Source organism: Pseudodesulfovibrio sp. lm2024 (genome assembly GCF_051175575.1).
GTDB lineage: Bacteria > Desulfobacterota > Desulfovibrionia > Desulfovibrionales > Desulfovibrionaceae > Pseudodesulfovibrio > Pseudodesulfovibrio caledoniensis.
On record NZ_CP195092.1, the window covers coordinates 3713595 to 3730292 of the forward strand.

General features: G+C 64.2%; 17 protein-coding genes. All 17 read right to left on the reverse strand.

Annotated features, from left to right (window positions below):
* Nucleotides 1–35: 35 nt before the first annotated feature.
* The gene (locus ACR42D_RS17335; protein ID WP_484568035.1) at nucleotides 36–743 is read right to left on the reverse strand and encodes a MotE family protein; all 708 of its coding nucleotides are present in this window, start codon (nucleotides 741–743) and stop codon (nucleotides 36–38) included.
* Complete coding sequence (gene fliJ, locus ACR42D_RS17340; protein WP_484568036.1) at nucleotides 667–1107, reverse strand: flagellar export protein FliJ; 441 nt, start codon at nucleotides 1105–1107, stop codon at nucleotides 667–669. The genes ACR42D_RS17335 and fliJ overlap by 77 nt, the downstream gene beginning before the upstream one ends.
* 38 nt (nucleotides 1108–1145) lie before the next feature.
* Complete coding sequence (locus ACR42D_RS17345) at nucleotides 1146–1319, reverse strand: hypothetical protein (protein WP_484568037.1); 174 nt, start codon at nucleotides 1317–1319, stop codon at nucleotides 1146–1148.
* Nucleotides 1320–1401: 82 nt separating this feature from the next.
* Nucleotides 1402–2679 carry a hypothetical protein gene (locus ACR42D_RS17350; RefSeq protein ID WP_484568038.1) on the reverse strand — a complete coding sequence of 426 codons (1278 nt, stop codon included), beginning with the start codon at nucleotides 2677–2679 and terminating at the stop codon, nucleotides 1402–1404.
* Nucleotides 2680–2856: 177 nt separating this feature from the next.
* Nucleotides 2857–4044 (reverse strand): DNA polymerase IV, encoded by a 1188-nt coding sequence (dinB, locus tag ACR42D_RS17355; RefSeq protein ID WP_484568483.1) that lies wholly within the window; start codon nucleotides 4042–4044, stop codon nucleotides 2857–2859.
* 96 nt (nucleotides 4045–4140) lie between these two features.
* Nucleotides 4141–4818 carry an IS1595 family transposase gene (locus tag ACR42D_RS17360; protein WP_484568039.1) on the reverse strand — a complete coding sequence of 226 codons (678 nt, stop codon included), beginning with the start codon at nucleotides 4816–4818 and terminating at the stop codon, nucleotides 4141–4143.
* A gap of 232 nt (nucleotides 4819–5050) precedes the next feature.
* Entirely contained in the window at nucleotides 5051–6427 is a 1377-nt protein-coding gene (locus ACR42D_RS17365) for a cobyrinic acid a,c-diamide synthase CobB (RefSeq protein ID WP_484568040.1), read from the reverse strand.
* Between the two features lie 13 nt (nucleotides 6428–6440).
* The gene (locus ACR42D_RS17370; protein ID WP_484568041.1) at nucleotides 6441–7175 is read right to left on the reverse strand and encodes a tetratricopeptide repeat protein; all 735 of its coding nucleotides are present in this window, start codon (nucleotides 7173–7175) and stop codon (nucleotides 6441–6443) included.
* Between the two features lie 126 nt (nucleotides 7176–7301).
* Nucleotides 7302–8648 carry a Na+/H+ antiporter NhaA gene (gene nhaA / locus ACR42D_RS17375; protein WP_484568042.1) on the reverse strand — a complete coding sequence of 449 codons (1347 nt, stop codon included), beginning with the start codon at nucleotides 8646–8648 and terminating at the stop codon, nucleotides 7302–7304.
* A gap of 29 nt (nucleotides 8649–8677) precedes the next feature.
* A complete protein-coding gene (locus tag ACR42D_RS17380; RefSeq protein ID WP_484568043.1) occupies nucleotides 8678–11251 on the reverse strand; it encodes an EAL domain-containing protein in 2574 nt (857 codons plus the stop codon).
* Complete coding sequence (locus tag ACR42D_RS17385; RefSeq protein ID WP_484568044.1) at nucleotides 11248–12492, reverse strand: ABC transporter substrate-binding protein; 1245 nt, start codon at nucleotides 12490–12492, stop codon at nucleotides 11248–11250. The genes ACR42D_RS17380 and ACR42D_RS17385 overlap by 4 nt, the downstream gene beginning before the upstream one ends.
* A gap of 121 nt (nucleotides 12493–12613) precedes the next feature.
* Complete coding sequence (locus ACR42D_RS17390; protein WP_484568045.1) at nucleotides 12614–13093, reverse strand: metallophosphoesterase family protein; 480 nt, start codon at nucleotides 13091–13093, stop codon at nucleotides 12614–12616.
* 20 nt (nucleotides 13094–13113) lie between these two features.
* Complete coding sequence (locus tag ACR42D_RS17395) at nucleotides 13114–13950, reverse strand: MlaA family lipoprotein (protein WP_484568046.1); 837 nt, start codon at nucleotides 13948–13950, stop codon at nucleotides 13114–13116.
* A complete protein-coding gene (locus ACR42D_RS17400) occupies nucleotides 13950–14582 on the reverse strand; it encodes a Tgt2/MlaC family protein (RefSeq protein ID WP_484568047.1) in 633 nt (210 codons plus the stop codon). Before ACR42D_RS17400 ends, ACR42D_RS17395 begins: the two co-directional genes overlap by 1 nt.
* 31 nt (nucleotides 14583–14613) lie before the next feature.
* The gene (gene mlaD, locus ACR42D_RS17405) at nucleotides 14614–15060 is read right to left on the reverse strand and encodes an outer membrane lipid asymmetry maintenance protein MlaD (protein ID WP_484568048.1); all 447 of its coding nucleotides are present in this window, start codon (nucleotides 15058–15060) and stop codon (nucleotides 14614–14616) included.
* On the reverse strand, nucleotides 15048–15908 hold the full coding sequence (locus ACR42D_RS17410; protein ID WP_484568049.1) for an ABC transporter ATP-binding protein: 861 nt from the start codon (nucleotides 15906–15908) through the stop codon (nucleotides 15048–15050). Before ACR42D_RS17410 ends, mlaD begins: the two co-directional genes overlap by 13 nt.
* A gap of 10 nt (nucleotides 15909–15918) precedes the next feature.
* Entirely contained in the window at nucleotides 15919–16695 is a 777-nt protein-coding gene (locus ACR42D_RS17415) for an MlaE family ABC transporter permease (RefSeq protein ID WP_484568050.1), read from the reverse strand.
* Nucleotides 16696–16698: the final 3 nt, after the last annotated feature.

Here is a 16698-nt window from a genome sequence, read left to right on the forward strand (position 1 = left end):
ACCGTCCGCCCGTTGGATTCGTCGTTATGTCCGGCCTAGTTCTCGAAGGGAATCTGGAGCTTGGTCAATTCCTCGGAGAGCTTGGCGGCCTTCTTGGATTCCACGAAGGACAGGATCTCGCCCGCCTGCCTGCCGCGCATGCCGGACAGGACCTTGACGGCCAGGGTGTCGTCCATGGACTGCAGGATTTCGGCGGCCTTCTTGGCCTTGGTGTTGGAGAGCATGTCGACCAGCTGCTTGACGCGCTGATCCTTGATCTGCTTGGCCTCGTCGAGCATGGACTTGATCTCGTCGTGGAGTTTCTGGACCTTGACGGCCTCGGCCTTGATGGACGCCTCCATCTCCTTGAGGGTCCGCTCCTTGATGGCCAGCTCCTCCTCTTTCTTCTTCAGGGCCTTCCACTCGGCGGGCATGTCCGCTTCGGTGCGTTTCTCGGCCGCGGCCTGGTCCCTGGCCGTCTCCTCTCTGGCCGCGCGGTTGGCCTCGGAGTCGGCCTTGTCCGCGATGGGCGTGGCAGGATCGGCGCTGGTCTGGGCCTCGGCGGTCTGTCCGGAGAGCACGTCGGGCAGCACGGTCTCGACCGCCTTGAGCGTCAGGGAATCGACGCTCAGAAGGCCGAACACGGCCAGCTTCAACAGTGCCAGGAAAACGAGGCTGAGCAGGACCTTAGTGATCGTGAGGCTCGAACCGGATCGTTGACATTTCGTCGTTTTCCTTTTCTTCGCGGGCGTTTTCTTGGTCATGGTGCCTCTTGGCTTGCGTTTGCTTGAGCTTCTCCAGGAGCTTCTTGTCCCTGGACCGTTCCACGGCTTCCGTGCGGGATCTTTGCAATTTGAGTTCCAAACTGTTCAGCTCCACCCGGGCGATCGAGATGTCCTGGGACAGGGCGTCCTTATACTGCCGCCACAGCCACATGTCGTTGGCCGACCTGCGCGACTCGGCCTCGGCGTCCAAATGGGCGGCCAGCCGGGCCTCGAGCCCGGCCAGCTTCTCGGCCTGGGCGTCGCGGGCGGCCTTGGCGCGGGCCAGGGCACCCTTGGCCTGCTCCTCCAGCTGCTCGCGATAATCGAGCACCTTGTCGAGCTTGAAACGGAACGGTTTGGGCATGGGCGAGCCTGTCCTGACGTTGCCTTGACGCGGCCGGACTAGCCCCGGGCCCCGGCGGGCCTGCCCGCCATGCCGCAGTAGCCTGTGCCCTTTTCGCGGTCCACCCAGCGCCACATCATGCACTGGGCCACCTGGCACATCTTCATCTTGTCGTCGTGGGTCATGAGCAGGGGACAGAACAGGAATTTCGCGTCATCCACGTGAACGAGCATACACCATCTCCTCGGGAAAAATGAAAAACGGCGCGCCGAATCGTCGGCGCGCCGTCAATATAGCGTGTATCCGGACCGCTGGCTAGCTGCCGGGCACGGCCTTCTGCTGGGCCACTTCCACGGTTTGATCCGCCTGTTCCGCCACGGATTCGGCCACGGGTTCGGCTTGCAACGCCTGGGCCACGGGCTGCGGGGTGTCGTCGCTCAAGGTGACCAGGGTCTCCATGCCGAGCATGGACTTGAGCTTTTCGAGCGCCAGCACCGAGCGGCGGGCCTTGTCGTCCAGGACCTCGGCGTACCCGCCGTCACGGATGACCTTGGCGTAGTCGCTGTCCTGGAGCTTGGGGTTGTCCTTGAAGCGGGCCTCGAAGTTGCGGGCGTATTCCTGGATCAGGCTGTTCATGCGGTTCTCCGGCATGGCCAGAACGCTCTTGAGGCCGTCGGCCAGGAACTCGGGGCTCAGGTCCGGGGACTCGACCACCTTGGAGAAGCTGCGCACGTAGCGCAGGGTGCCGTCATAGATGTGCGAACGCTGGACCACGTTCATGCCCGCCCAACCGGCCTTGAGCCACTTGAACAGGAAGACCGTGGAGCGCGGCGCGGCCGCGTCCTGCTCCACGAACACCTGGACCGAGCCCGAGGCGTAGGTGAAGGTGTCCATCCAGCCGATCATGCCCCGATTGAGGCCTTCCTGGCCGGAGTAGAAGTAATCCCAGCGGGTATCGTCCAGAATGGCCCCCTTGCGGCCCACGTCGGACTTGCCTTCCTGCTGGGACACGGAGATGAGCACGTTCTTGCCCTGGAATTTGGTCAGGATCATCAGCCGGTTCAGGTCGTAGCCGTAATACGCCTCGGCAAAGGAGTCGGGCGTGGTCATCTCGTACTCACGGCCGCGAACCACCACCGGCTCGGCCTCGGTCAGGCCGGGCAGTTCCTCCCACATCCCCCTGGACCGGGCCAGGAACTCGCTGCCCTTGCGCCAGCCGGACATGCGCAGGACCGCCGGACAGAGCAGGTAGTTGGGGATGTCCGGGTTGTAGAAGAACTTGAGTATGCGGGTCAGGTCCGTGGACACGTCGCGGCGCAGGCAGATGGCCCGTCCGCCGAACCGTTTGGCGGGTTCGATGTCCTTGGGATCGGCGTCCACGTTGACCACGAAGTCGAGCATGGGCCGGATGTCGGCCAGGGAGAGTTGCTTGGAGTTGTCCTCGAGCACGCCGAAAAGATGGGAGATGCCCTTTTCCACGTCCCCGGCCAGCGGCTCGGGCTTGGGGGAAAGGTTCACTTCCATGAGCCCCTTGGGCTCTTCCTCGGCCAGGGCGGGCACTGCGAACAGGCACAGCGCGAACAGCGCCAGCATGAGAACCCACCTGCCCCGATTACGGGGCTTTTTTTTATTTTCCATAAGTATTACAAAAGGTTGTTTTTGTTTACACCCGCCGGATAGCGGGCCATTTTGTTCATCACTGCAATACATTAATGTAGTAACGTTCATCACGTTTGGCAAGCCGGATCGGCCGGCCGCGACCGTCCCGGATCAATCCGCCGAATTGGTTGGCTTTTTCTTGAACCCCAACAGTTCCACGCGGGTCACGGCCTTGCCGCCGAACTTGCGCCGGACCTCGTCCACGGCCTTGTCCAGTTCGCTGGTGGCCTCCTTGCGGGCCGGGGCCTCCTCGAACAGGGTGACCTGCCGGGCCCGGGCCTCGAAATTGGACACTCCCACCCCGATGAGCCGCACCGACCGGGGCAGCTTCACCTGGTCGAGCAACGCGCAGGCGGTCTCGTAGATGACCCCGGTGTTGTCCGTGCGCCCGTCCAGGCTCTTGGACCGGGTGATCTGGCTGAAATCCGAATACTTGACCTTCAGGGTCACGGTCCGGCCCTTGTACCCGTGACGGCGCAGGTCCTCGCCCACCCGCTCGGACTGGGCCAGTAGCCATTTCCTGAGCAGGGTACGGTCCGTGGTGTCCTCGCGGAAGGTGTTTTCCGCGCTGCAGCTCTTGGCCGCCTCGTGGGGCGTGACCGGCGTGGGGTCGATGCCGCGCGCCCGGTCGTACAGGGCCGCCCCGTACTTGCCCAACCGGTCCTCCCAGTACTCGCCGGGCTTGAGCAGGATATCTCCGCAGGTGCGCACGCCGAGCCGCTTGAGCACGTCCAGCAGCTTGGCCCCCACCCCCGGGATCTTGCCCACGGGCAGCGTCCGCAAAAAGTCCGCGACTTCCTCGTGGCGGACGATGTACATGCCGTCGGGCTTGTCCATGTCCGAGGCGATCTTGGCCAGAAAACGCACCGGGGCCGCGCCCACCGAACAGGTCAGCCCGGTGACCTCCTTCATGCGCGCCTTGATCCGTTGCCCGACCTCGTCGATGGGCCCGAACAGCCGCTCCAGCCCGGTCCCGTCCAAATACGCCTCGTCCACGCTGGCCTGCTCCACCGTGGGCGAAAACTCCCGCAGCACGCCCATGGCCAGCCGCGAAATCTCCTTGTACCGGCCCATGCGCCCCGGCACCATGATGATCTCCGGGCACAACTTGCGCGCCTTGACCACCGACATGGCCGAACGCACCCCGTACTTGCGCACCTCGTAGCTGGCCGCAGACACCACGCTGCGGTCCGACGTCCCGCCCACAGCCACCGGCTTGCCCCTCAACTCCGGGTTGTCCAGCTGCTCCACGGACGCAAAAAACGCGTCCATGTCGATATGTAAAATCCAGGTGCGCATCCCCATAATTTTACCCGCTCCCGCCCAACCCCGCAAGGGGAGGCCTCCGGGATGCCCCCGGCGGCCAGAGGGGGAAACTTTTGGAAAGGGTCTAGACTAGAACAGAGGACTCTTCCGGAGTATCTTCAGGAGGACCATGTACATGTCCTTCCTGTGGTTGAATCGGAACTCACATTCCTTCAAATGTAAATTGAAAGTGGCTTTGGCAATGCCATGGAACTTAACAAGCCTTGTTTTTGCGAAGCCCCAAAAGCTCTCGATACCGTTAATGTGATTCGTCCCTTTAGCAAACTCGCCTTCCCCGTGGTCTATCCGAAAATGTTTCTGATAACCTAAGTCCACCAATCCATGATAAGAACGTAATCCATCAGAATGAATTACACTTTCAAGGTCTACCTTTCCTCGGATGATTCCTTGAAGGGTGGCTTTGGTGCAGTCTGGGACGATCTGCGTGTAGACGAATCCCCTTCGTTTCAAAATTCCGAAAACGACCGTTTTCCCATAGGCTCCACGGCCAACACGACCTTTCTGCCGACGCGGGCCAAAGAAGCTTTCATCAACTTCGATCGTCCCAGTGAGGGGGGATTGCGCTTCACAAAACTCGGCGATTCGCACTCTGATGGCATGTATATACCGATTGACGGTATTTCTATTTATTTTCGCCACCTTGCTTATCTGAGTTGCGTCCAAGTCGTAGCAAAACAGCCTGACCAGCTCCCTGGTTTTGGCTTCCGAAATTTTCGAACGAGTTGCGTACTTGTTTTTTACCGGCATAATTGACCTATTACCGGAAAACCAGATCCTGTTCTAGTCTAGCCCCTTTGGAAAAGTTTCCCCTCTGGACTCCCCTTCAAAACTTCTTGTCGCCGCTACGCGGGGCGGGAGCACCTTTTATGGCCCAGATGCATAATCCGCATGAGGCCCCATTTTTCTCTTAATGGAGTGAATCGGGTGCGCAGCACCCGACAACGGCTCAGTCCCCCGCTATCGGAAGCCGCTGGTCGTGCTAGCTCTGGCACGCCTTAACGAACGCGCGCGGGATTTCGGGATTGGAACCAAAATGAAGGTGCACGTAAGACCCCAACGTATTCCAGGTCACGAACCCTTCCGGTGTTTCAAGGGGGCCTTTGCGACCAGCCAAAGCATACACCGGATGTAGGACGTCGGGGTCGTGGGTCTGTATGGAGGAGTAGTGGAACTCATGCCCACGAGCGCAGGTTCCGGCCGGGCCGAGCATGGTGGTCTCGCGGGCCGTGACCTCGCGGTAGCCCAGGGCGCGGAACTTCTCGCCCATCTCGGCGCGCACCGGGTAGACCCCGGCCATGGCGTAGCGGCCCCGGCCGGTGACGATGTCGTTCATGAGCAGCATGAACCCGCCGCATTCGGCGTAGACCGGACGGCCGGACTCGCAGAACTCCTTGATCTCGCGGCGCAGGCGCGTGTTCTGGCCGAGTTCGAAGGCGTACAGCTCGGGGTAGCCGCCGCCGAGGTACAAGCCGTCCAGGTGCTCGGGCAGACGGGTGTCGCTCAAGGGGGAGAATTCGATCAGCCGCGCGCCCGCCTCGCGCAGCAGGCGCAGGTTCTCCTCGTAGTAGAAGCAGAAAGCGTTGTCGCGGGCCAGGCCGATGGTCACCTTGGGCAGCTGGGGCACGGGCTCGAACGGGGCCACGGCCTCCACCTCGGGCACGGAGCGCAGCAGCGCGTCCGGGTCGAGCCCGGTCTCCACCCAGTCGGCCAGCCGCTGGTAGCGGTCCAGGTCCGGGCCGTCCTGGTCCGGGGTGACCAGGCCGAGATGGCGCGAGGGGGTGGAGATGTCCTCGTCGCGCCCCAGGCAGCCGAGCACGGGCACGTCGGGCACCAGGGTCATGGCCTCGCGCAACAGCTCGGCGTGGGCCGGGCTGCCCACGCGGTTGAAGATCACCCCGGCGATGGTCACCTCGGGATCGAAGTCGGCGTATCCGGTCACCAATGCGGCGGCGGACCGGGCCATGGACCGCGCGTCCACCACCAGGATGACGGGCAGACCGAGGATTTTGGCCATCTGGGCCGTGGACCCGGCGTCGCCCGTGCCGGAAATGCCGTCGAACAGCCCCATGACCCCCTCGATGACGGCCACGTCGCTGTCCGCCGCATAGCGGTTGAAGATATCCAGGTTGGTGGGCTCGCCGAGCATCCAGCCGTCCAGGTTGTGGCTGGGCACCGGGCGGCCGTGGCGGGCGCATGCCAGGGCGTGGTGGCCGGGATCGATGAAGTCCGGGCCGCACTTGAACGGCTGGACCTTCAGCCCCCGGCGGGCCAGGGAGGCCATCAGCCCGAGCGAGATGGAGGTCTTGCCGCACCCGCTGTGCGTTCCGGCGATAACGAATGCCCTGACCGCGCCCATGTCCGCTCCCGGCCTAGACCAGGCCCTTCCTGGTCAGATAGTCCATCATCTTGCGCCCTTCCTCGTGCTTGGGGTCCAACTCCAGGCACTTGGTCACGGCCTCGGCGCAGGCGGCCCAGTCCTGGCGCTCGTACTGGGCGCGGGCCAGGTTGTACCACAGGTTCTCGTCGTCGTGCGACAGATCCAGGGCGCGGCGGTAGTAGTCCACGGCCTGGCCGAAGAGCTTCTTCTTGCGCAGGGCGATGCCGTACTCGTTGAACAGATGCTTGTGGTCGTCGGAAAAGGCGGTCTCCAGGCCGAGGATGCGGTCAAAGACCTTCTTGGCCTTTTCCTCCTCGTCCCGGGCCAGGAGGCACAGGCCGATACCGAAGTTGGCGCGCACGTTCTGCTCGTCCAGGTTCAGGGCGTTGGCGTACTCGTATTCGGCCGTGAAGTTCTCGCCGCGCTTGCGAAACTTGTCACCTCGGGCCACGGACTTCTGGACCGAACGCAGATTGCCGACCACTTCCTTGAAGAGCTGTGGCATGGGCAGGTAGTCGGCCAGCAACTCGTCCTTGGTGATCAATTCCACCTTGCCGAAGGGGACGTGCTTGTTGTTCAGCCCCTGGATTTCGATTTTCTCGCCTTCCACTTCCTTGGCGTAGTACAGGGCCGTCTGCTTGACCCGGCGGGCCGTGGTGCCCGTGCCGATCTTGGCCATGCGTTCGATGGAAAAGACGCCTTCGATCAATTCTTGTTCGCTCGTCATTGTCAGCTCGTTATGGTCAGCTTGTTTTGGTCAGCCCGTTGTCGTCCGATGTCCGAGGGGCGGCCGGAAAGGCCTACCGCGTTCATCCGGGGACGATACACCGGATCGGGCCCGATAGGAAGCGCCCTACTCGGCCGGAGGTTCCGGGGCGGGAGCGGAGCGCAGGACCAGGTAGCCCGCCGCGCCGGCGATCACGGACGCGCCGAGGACGGCGGTCTTGGCCCCGGCGAGCAGCCCCGGCGACTGGCCGAAGGCCAGGGTGGCGATGAACAGGGACATGGTGAAGCCGATGCCGCCGAGCAGCCCGGCCCCGATGAAATGTCTCAGCGTCACGCCGCGCGGATACCCCTCGGACAGGCTGACGATGAACAGGACCATGAGCACGATGCCCACGGGCTTGCCCAGGACCAGGCCGAGCGCCGTGCCCAGGGCGGCGGGCACAGCCGGGGCCGGGATGCCGCCCCCCAGGGCCACCCCCGCGTTGGCCAGGGCGAAGACCGGCATGACCACGTAGTCCACCAGGGGATGTAGGCCGTGCTCCAGGCGCTGCAGCGGGGTCTGGGCGCGGGTGGTGATGTGCTGCATGGACAGAAGCGCCGAGTGCATGTCCTGGTTGGTCAGGACCGACTCGTCCGGCCCGGCGGCCTCGCGGTAGTCGTCGAGCAGCCGGGCGGCGTTGACGGAATAGGCCGCAGCCTCGCACCGGGTGCGCGCCGGGATGGTGAAGGCCATGAGCACTCCCGCCACCGTGGAGTGGACCCCGGACTTGAGCACGAAGAACCACAGCAGGCAGCCCGCCAGGGCGTAGAAGACCGGAGTGCGCACGCCCATGCGGTTGGCGGCGAAGGCCAGGGCCAGGCAGGCCGCGCCCAGGCCGAGCATGGTGAACGAGATGTCCGCCGTGTAGAACAGGGCGATGACCAGGATGGAGCCGATGTCGTCCACGATGGCCACGGCGGTCAGGAAAATCTTGATCTGATAGGGCACGCGGTCGCCGAGCAGGGCCAGGATGCCCAGGGCGAAGGCGATGTCAGTGGCCATGGGAATGCCCCAGCCCACGATGGACGGTTCGCCGTGGTTGACCAGGGCGTAGAGGGATGCGGGCACGACCATGCCGCCGATGGCTGCGGCGATGGGCAGCACGGCGTGGCTGCGGGTGGACAACTCGCCGACCAGGAATTCACGCTTGATCTCCAGGCCGACCACGAAGAAGAACAGGGCCATGAGTCCGTCGTTGACCCACAGGATGACCGGCTTGGACAGGGCCGCCCCGCCGAAGCCCACGGTGAACTCGGTCTCCCACAGGGCCACGTAGGATTCTGCCCACGGGGAATTGGCCCAGGCGAGCGCGGCCAGGGCGCAGATGATGAGCAGGATGCCGCTGGTGGATTTGGAACGGAAGAACTCCTGGAACGGCATGAGCACCTGTTCAATGGGTTCCACTCCGCAGGCCATGAATTCGCGTATCGCCATGGTGTATCTCCGTTTTTTCCGTCCGGGCGTCAGCCGCGCCGCTGCCCCCCCAAGAGGTGGTCCACCTCGGACACGGTCAGCGGCTTGTAGAAGAAATAGCCCTGCACGAACCGGCACCCCTCCCGCTCCAGGAAGGCGAGCTGGCCCGAGGTCTCCACGCCCTCGGCCACGATCTTGAGCCCCATGGACTCGCCCAGGGAGAAGACCGTGCGCACGATGGCCTGGCTGTCCGGGTCCTCGTCCACGGCGATGATGAAGGAGCGGTCCACCTTGACCACGTCGATGGGGAACCGCTGCAGGTAGGACAGGGAGGAATAGCCGGTGCCGAAGTCGTCGATGCAGATGCGGATGCCGAGATCCTTGAGCTGCTGCAGGATGTCCTCGGCCACGGACGGGTTGTCCATGAGCGCGGACTCGGTGATCTCCAGGTTCAGGGAGTCGGCGGACAGGCCCGAGTCCTCCAGGACGCGGGATATCTGCCCGGCCAGCATGGACTGGCCGAAGTGCTTGCCCGAGATATTGATGTTCACGGTCAGGTCGCCGCCGTCGGTCACCCCGGCCAGTGTCTGCCAGCGTTTGACCTGGGCGCAGGCCTCCTCCAGGACGAGGTTGTCGATGGCGTAGATCAGGCCGGTGTCCTCGGCCAGGGAGATGAAGTCGCCGGGGCCGATGATGCCGTGTTCCGGGTGACGCCAGCGGACCAGGGCCTCGAACCCGCAGACCTGCCGGGTGTCCAGCTCGACGATGGGCTGGTAGACCACCTCGAACTCGCGCAGGTCCACGGCGCGCCGCAGGTCGGTCTCCAGCTCCATGAGCTGCAACGCCTGGTCGTGCATCTTGCGGTTGAAGACCTTGAAGCGCGATTTCCCGAGTTCCTTGGCCCGGTACATGGCCGTGTCCGCGTCGCGCAGCAGCGCCTCGGGCCGGTCGTAGCCGTCTGTCTTGAGCACGATGCCCAGACTGGCCGAGGTGAAGACCTCGTTGCCGCCGATGGTGAACGGCTGGCGCACGCCCTCGAGGATGCGCCGGGCGATGGCTATGGCGTCCTTGGGCGCGGAGATCTCCTCCTGCAGGATGGCGAACTCGTCGCCGCCGAACCGGGCGATGGTGTCCACGGACCGGCCGCACTGCTCGAGCACGCGGGCCACCCCGCGCAGCAGTTCGTCGCCCGCGTCGTGGCCCAGCGAATCGTTGACCACCTTGAAGCGGTCCAGGTCCATGTACAGGACCGCGAACATGTGCTTGCGCCGCCTGGAGCGCTCCATGGCCATGCGCAGGTGGTCCAGGAACAGGGCGCGGTTGGGCAGGCCGGTGAGCGGGTCGTGGAAGGCCTGACGCTTGAGTTGGTCCTCGGCCTTCTTGCGCATGGTGATGTCCTCGATGGACCCCTCGAAGCAGACTATGTTGCCGTTCTCGTCCACGATCTTGCGCGCGTTCTCGGCGACCCAGATGATCCGGCCGTCGCGCTTGCGCACCTTGGACACGAAATTCTTGACCTCGTTGCGCTCCTCGATGAGTTGCAGGAACTCCTTGCGCCGGTCCGGGTCCACGTACATCTGGGTGCCGATGTCGTAGATGGAGCTCATCAGGTCCTCGGGCGACTTGTAGCCGAGGATGCGGGCCAGGGCCGGGTTGGTGTCCTGGAACCGGCCCGAGTAGGAGGACTGGTAGATGCCCTCCACCGCGTTCTCGAAGATGGTCCGGTACTTCTTCTCGGCCTTGCGCAGGGCGTCGCCGATGACCTTGCGCTCGGCGATCTCGATCTTGAGCTGGGTGTTGGTGCGCATCAGCTCGCCGGTGCGCTCCTCGACCTTCTGCCTGAGGGCGTCGCGGGCCTCCTGCAGTTCGCGGGTCTTCTGTCGGACCCGGTCCTCCAGGCTGCCGACCAGCTCGGATATCTGGCCGGTCATGGCCGCCATGGCCTTGGCCAGCTGGCCGACCTCGTCGTTGGAGTTGATCTCCGGGACCTGGCCGAAATCCTTGACTGCCACGCGGCCCGCGTACTCGGTCAGCTGCCGCAGCGGCTTGGATATGTTGACCACGAACAGGAAGACGAGCAGGAGGCTGGCCCCGAACAGGATGAGCATGACCACCTGCTGCTCGACCACGGCCTCGTGGATGTTTTGGTCGATGACCGCGTAGTCCATGCCGATGTGCACGTCGCCGGCCAGGCCGGAAAGGATGGGGCTGGAGACGTGCAGGTACCGTTTGCCGTCGAGCATGACGTCGCGCAGGAGGTGTTCCTCGCGGGTCTCCACACGGGGGGTTTCTCCCACCAGACGCAGGATCCGCTCCGGGATGAACGGCACGAAGGTGTGGGCCAGGACGTTGCCGTTCTCGTCGGCGACCAGCACGTAGGAGACCGCGTTGATGCCCAGGTACTGGTCGATACGGCCCTGGAGCGCGCCCGCGTCCTGGCTCAGGATGGTGGAGATGTCGGACTCGGCCACGGACCGGGCCAGGGCCAGGGCCTTGGACTCGTATTCGCGGGTCATCTCGTCCCGCAGCCGGTTGGAAAAGGTCACGGAGGTGACCACCGCGATCATGCCGAAGATCACGACCATGAGCAGCAGCGGCTTGATGAACAGCTTGGAGGCCCTCATTTGCGCCACCTCTCCCAGCTGTCCACGGCCCGGAAGCTGCCGTCCCGCACGGTGGTCAGGTAGACGGCGTCGAGCCCCTGATGGCGGTCGGGGCCGAACCGCGCGTCCACTCCGATGCCCAGGTCGAAGTCACGGATGGACTCCATGACCTCGGGGATGCGCTCGCGCGCGGGCTCGTCGCCCATGCGCCGGACCATCTCGCCCAGGAGCATGCCGTTCAGAAAGCCCTCGAAACTGACGAAGCTGTAGCGGCGCGGGGCATACGCCTCCCCGGCCGAGGGCACGACGCCCCCCTCGTAGTTGCCCATGATCTCGCGGTACAGGCGCACGCCCGGCAAGCCCGTCTCCTCGTAGCTGGGGACCACCTGGGACTGGATCAGGTCGGTGGTGTAGTCCCTGCCCGCTCGTTCACTCTCGGCCTTGAGCAGGTCGAGCATCTTGTCGCTGTCCGTGAAGGACAGCCCGGCGATGGGCAGGTCGCACCCGGCGTTGCGGGCGTCCCGGATGAAGCCCGCCTGGGAGGCGTAGGTCCCGACCACGATGATGGCGTCCACGCCCGAATCCAGGAGGTGCCGGGCCTCAAGGGAGAAATCCTGATCAAAGGAGGCCCCACGGCGGTAGGCGGCCTCGGACACGATGTGCAGGCCATGAGCGGCCAGGGCGCGGCGCACGCCGTCCCAGCCCGTGCGGCCGTAGGCGTCGGACTGGTAGAAGACGCCGATGCGGCTGCGGCCCACGGCCAGCAGATGGTCCACCAGCCCCCTGGTTTCGTCGAAATAGGAGGCCCGCAGGTTGAAGACGTACTGGCCGAACGGCTCGCCGCGCAGCGGCTGCGCCCCGGTGAAGGGAAAAAGCATGCAGATGTGCCGGTCGCTGAATTTCTGCAGCAGGGGCAGAACATGGGTGGCCGTGGGCGTGCCCACGTAGCCGGCCAGGGCGAAGACGTTGTCCCGGACGATGAAATTGACCGTGTTCTGGAAACAGGGGCCGGGGTTGTACCCGTCGTTGGCCGGCTCGACCCGGATGGCCCAGCCGCCTTCGCCCACATGGGCGTTGTAGTGGTCGAGGTAGGCCATCAGCCCGCGGTAATATTCGATGCCCAGTTCGCCGTTGGCTCCGGTGAAGGCCGCGGACATGCCGAAGACCAGCTCGCGCTCCCCCTGGGCCCGGGCCGGAACAAAGCCGAACCACAGAACGGCGAGCAACGCGAGCAGCGCGGCAAAAGGCGGTATTCTCCTCATTTTATCCACGGTTGAGTCATGCCATCCCTGATAAAAAAGTGCAACCGCCGCACGGAGTTCTTCGGCTTGTAAACGCCGTCTCGGGGGATCGGAAAACGGGGCCGGAGCGGGAAAATCTGATCTAGTGCGCGTCCACGAACTCGCAGCGCAACCCGCCCTGGCCGTCCACGTGGATCAGGGCCAGGGAGCCGTTCTCGCCAAGCGAGCCCGGATTGACCAGCCGGACGCCGTCGACCACGGACCAGTCGCGGGCGTGGGTGTGGCCGTAACAGACCAGGTCGTAGCCCGGACCGAAGGCCTGGGCCACAGCGGCGGGCACCCGGGAGCGCGGGCCCCAGCCGTGGGTCACGCCCACGGTCAGGTCCCCGACCTCGGCGGTGAGCATGGGCTCCAGCCGCTCGGCCAGTTCCGGGTCCCAGTCGCAGTTGCCGCGCACGCACAGAAAGTTGTCGTGTTGCAGAAAATAGGACCAGGTGGCCGCGGAGGAGATGTCCCCGCAGTGGATGAGCGCGTCGGAAGGACCGAGCCAGCGGGCGTAGACGGCGTCGAGCCAGGAGGGCGGCGTACCCATATGGGTGTCCGAAATGACGGCGATCTGCATGGAACCGGAAAGGGGTGTGCCTATTCGGCGACCTTCTTGGCGCGGTAGCGGATGTACGCGTCACGGACCGCGGCGTACTTGTCGACGGCACCGTCGGTCAGGGCCTCGTATTCGTTGCCTTCGAGCTGCAGGGAGAGCTCGTTCAGGTTCTTGTAGGCGCGGATGCCGAGGAACTCGAGGAAGGTGAATTTGCCGTAGGTCAGCGGATCGCAGTAGGCGTCCGCAACCCAGCCCACGGTTCCCCGGACGGAACTGGGGCCGATGAACGGCCAGACGAGATAGATGCCGGTGCCGATTCCGGCCTTGCCCAGGGTCTGGTCGAAGCCGTCGGCCGTGGGCCGCTCGGGTTCCCAGTTTCTGGGCATGCCGCCGGTGACGTCGCCCAGGCCGAGCACGCCGAACGAGGTGTTGGCCACGAACTTGGAGGTCTCCATGTAGGCGGCGTCCCACTTGCCGGTCAAAAGGTCGTTGAGGAACCGGACCGGGAAGAGCAGGTTGGTGAAGAAATTCGAAACCCAGGTGCGGGGACGGGGCGGAATCGCCCAGGCGTATCCCTGGGCCACGGGCCGGAACAGGCCGCGATACAGGGCGTCGTTGATCTCGAACCAGAACCGGTTCCAGCCGGACAGCGGGTCGCTGACCAGGGGCTGGTTGTTGTAGGCGGCGTCGAACTCGTCGAAGTCGTCGACAACGCCGGGAGGGGTCGAGGAGGTGCGCCCGGGCTCGTCGCCGAACTGGGCGACGGTGATGGGTTCGGCCGGGGCTTCGGCAGCAAAACAGACCCCCGTCACTCCAAGCAGGAGCGCGGCGGTCAGCACTATGGCCAGCAGACGAAAGCCCTCTTTTTCTCCGATCATCACGACGCCGGTTCTTCCTCTTTGCCCTGGTCGATCTGTTCGATGCGATCCTGGATTGTTTTCAGCAAATCCTCGCCGGTCCCCTTGTTCAGGACCTCGGCGAACTGGCTGCGATAATTCATCACCAGGCTCACGCCTTCGGCGACGACATCATAGATCATCCATTGTCCTTGAACGATTTTCAAGCGAAATTCAACAACTATTTTTTTGTCATTGTCAATGATTTCTGTTTGAACCTTCGCATTATTTCCGGAAATCTCCTCCCGCTTGTACTCCACGTTCTGCCCGCCGTAGGCCGGAATACGCTTCAGATAGGAGCGTTCCAGGAGTTTGACGAAGGCCTCCTGCAGCTGCTCGCGCAGCTCGGGGGACATGTCCAGCCAGGGCCGCCCCACGGCGTATTTGGTGACCAGACCGAAATCGATATACTGCTCGGCCACCTCGCGCAGACGGGAGATGGCCTGGTCGTGCCGGGCCGTGTCCTGCATGGCCGGGTCGGACAGCATCTCGACGATCTTGTCCACGCCTTCGCGCACGCGTTCGGTGGGAGACTGCGCGGCCCGGGCGGCCGAGGCGCCGAAGACCAGGAGGCAGCCCAGGACAAGGGCCAGTGTTATTTTCTTGCAAACCATAACGTTCCTATCCCTGATAAGCCCGCAACCCCTAGACGGAGCCGAAGGCGAACTTGCTGATGAGATCCTCAAGATCGACGGCGGGCAGGGTGTTGAACAGGGTGTCGCCCGGCTTGACCGGGTCGCCGAGTCCGCCCGGCACGATCTTCACGTACTTGTCGCCGATCAACCCGTTGGTCTTGATCGCGGCGATGGCGTCGTCCGTGAGTTCCACTTCCTTCAACAACATGAGGGAGACGGCGGCCACGCCCTTTTTCTGGTCCAGGCCGATATGGCTGACAAAGCCGATCTCCACGCCGTACATCTGCACCGGGGCGTTGACCTTCAGCCCCGAGATGTCGGTGAAATTCGCCTTGATCTCGTAATACTTGTCCGAGAACAGCTGCACGTTGCCGAGCTTGACGCTCATGTAGACAACGGCCAGCAGCCCCATGATCACGAAGATCCCCACAGCTGTCTCTTTCTTTATCTTGAACATCGGTCGTCCTTACGAATGGTGATTTTCGCGCCCAGGGCCTCGCTGCAGTCGATGCGCATCATGGCCGGGTCGATGGGCGGCATGGTCAGCCTCGGGGCGTCGCGCTCCTCGGCCTTGCGGTCCAGGAACCGGCGCAGATACGGGTCCGTGGTTTTTTCCAGTTCCTCGATGGTCCCCTGGTACAGGCAGCGGTGCTCGCCCAGGATGACCACGTAATCGGCCAGCCCGCGCATGCTCGCCAGGTCATGGGTGACCACGACCATGGTCATGTCGAAATGGCACATCATCTCCAGCAGGAGCTGGTCCAGCTCGGCCGAGAGCACCGGGTCCAGGCCGGAGGTGGGTTCGTCGCAGAACAGCACCTGCGGGTCCATGACCAGGGCGCGCGCCAGGCCGGCCCGCTTGCGCATGCCGCCGGACAGCTCGTTGGGGAACAGGTCCAGGGCGTGGCCCAGGCCGACCAGTTCGAGCCGGTCCTGGACGATGCGCATGATCTCCGGCTCCTTGAGCCGGGTGTGCTCGCGCAGGGGCAGGGCCACGTTGTCCTTGAGCCGCAGCGACCCGAGGAGCGCGCCGTCCTGGAAGAGCACGCCCGTGCGCTGGCGCATGCAGTGCATCTGCCTGGCCGTCAGCCCGCCCAGGTCGTGGCCGCCCATCAGGATGCGCCCGCCCATGACCGGGTGCAGCCCCAGGATGTGCTTGAGCACCGTGGACTTGCCGCAGCCCGAGCCGCCCACGATCATGGACAGCTTGCCGCCGGGAAATTCTATGTTCAGATCCTTGACCACGGGCGTCTCGCCGTACCCCACGGTCAGGTTCTCCAGTCGTATGCTCGGTGCTTCGCTCACGCCCTCTCCCCTACCACAACAGCGATGTCAGAACGTAATCCGCCGCCAGGATGACGACGCAGGACTTGACCACCGCGTTGGTGGTGGACTGGCTGACGCCCTCGGGACCGGCGTGGCCGGAACGCAGGTGCGTGAAATAGCCCTCGAAACAGCAGATGGTGCAGACCAGCACGCCGAACACGATGGCCTTGATGAACCCGCCCTGGATGTCGTCCCAGTCCAGCGAGCCGGACACCCGCGACCAGTACACGCCCGCGTTGGCCCCGAGCAGCTTCACGCCGGTCAGCCAGCCGCCCCACAGGGCGATGAGGTTGAAGAACGCGGTCAGCAGGGGGAAGCTGATCAGGCAGGCGGCCATCTTCGGGGCCACCAGGTAGCGCATGGGGTTGATGTCCATGATGGTCAGGGCATCGATCTGCTCGGAGATGCGCATCACCCCGATCTCGGCGGTCATGGCCGATCCGGCCCGGCCCGTAAGCATGATCGCGGTCAGCACCGGGGCCAGTTCGCGGACCATGGACAGGGCCACGCCCGTGCCCAGAAAGCCGTCCGCGCCGAACACCGACAGGGCGTAGTAAAGCTGCATGCCCATGACCATGCCCGTGAACAGCCCGATCAGGGCGATCACCGACACGGACTGCACTCCGATGAAATATATCTGGCGGACGATCTTGGGGAATTGCCCGAGACCCGCGAAGATGAGCCGCAGGGAATCGAGGAGAAAGAGAGCCAGGCTCCCGATCTCGTCCACGATTTCGCGACAGATCCCGCAGGGGAACAGAGGCATGGC

Excerpts from the sequence above, each read along its gene's own strand:
- ACR42D_RS17335 (WP_484568035.1), bottom strand. The coding sequence starts at position 743 with ATGACCAAGAAAACGCCCGCGAAGAAAAGGAAAACGACGAAATGTCAA.
- fliJ (WP_484568036.1), bottom strand. The coding sequence starts at position 1,107 with ATGCCCAAACCGTTCCGTTTCAAGCTCGACAAGGTGCTCGATTATCGC.
- ACR42D_RS17345 (WP_484568037.1), bottom strand. The coding sequence starts at position 1,319 with ATGCTCGTTCACGTGGATGACGCGAAATTCCTGTTCTGTCCCCTGCTC.
- ACR42D_RS17350 (WP_484568038.1), bottom strand. The coding sequence starts at position 2,679 with ATGCTGGCGCTGTTCGCGCTGTGCCTGTTCGCAGTGCCCGCCCTGGCC.
- dinB (WP_484568483.1), bottom strand. The coding sequence starts at position 4,044 with ATGCGCACCTGGATTTTACATATCGACATGGACGCGTTTTTTGCGTCC.
- ACR42D_RS17360 (WP_484568039.1), bottom strand. The coding sequence starts at position 4,818 with ATGCCGGTAAAAAACAAGTACGCAACTCGTTCGAAAATTTCGGAAGCC.
- ACR42D_RS17365 (WP_484568040.1), bottom strand. The coding sequence starts at position 6,427 with ATGGGCGCGGTCAGGGCATTCGTTATCGCCGGAACGCACAGCGGGTGC.
- ACR42D_RS17370 (WP_484568041.1), bottom strand. The coding sequence starts at position 7,175 with ATGACGAGCGAACAAGAATTGATCGAAGGCGTCTTTTCCATCGAACGC.
- nhaA (WP_484568042.1), bottom strand. The coding sequence starts at position 8,648 with ATGGCGATACGCGAATTCATGGCCTGCGGAGTGGAACCCATTGAACAG.
- ACR42D_RS17380 (WP_484568043.1), bottom strand. The coding sequence starts at position 11,251 with ATGAGGGCCTCCAAGCTGTTCATCAAGCCGCTGCTGCTCATGGTCGTG.
- ACR42D_RS17385 (WP_484568044.1), bottom strand. The coding sequence starts at position 12,492 with ATGAGGAGAATACCGCCTTTTGCCGCGCTGCTCGCGTTGCTCGCCGTT.
- ACR42D_RS17390 (WP_484568045.1), bottom strand. The coding sequence starts at position 13,093 with ATGCAGATCGCCGTCATTTCGGACACCCATATGGGTACGCCGCCCTCC.
- ACR42D_RS17395 (WP_484568046.1), bottom strand. The coding sequence starts at position 13,950 with ATGATCGGAGAAAAAGAGGGCTTTCGTCTGCTGGCCATAGTGCTGACC.
- ACR42D_RS17400 (WP_484568047.1), bottom strand. The coding sequence starts at position 14,582 with ATGGTTTGCAAGAAAATAACACTGGCCCTTGTCCTGGGCTGCCTCCTG.
- mlaD (WP_484568048.1), bottom strand. The coding sequence starts at position 15,060 with ATGTTCAAGATAAAGAAAGAGACAGCTGTGGGGATCTTCGTGATCATG.
- ACR42D_RS17415 (WP_484568050.1), bottom strand. The coding sequence starts at position 16,695 with ATGCCTCTGTTCCCCTGCGGGATCTGTCGCGAAATCGTGGACGAGATC.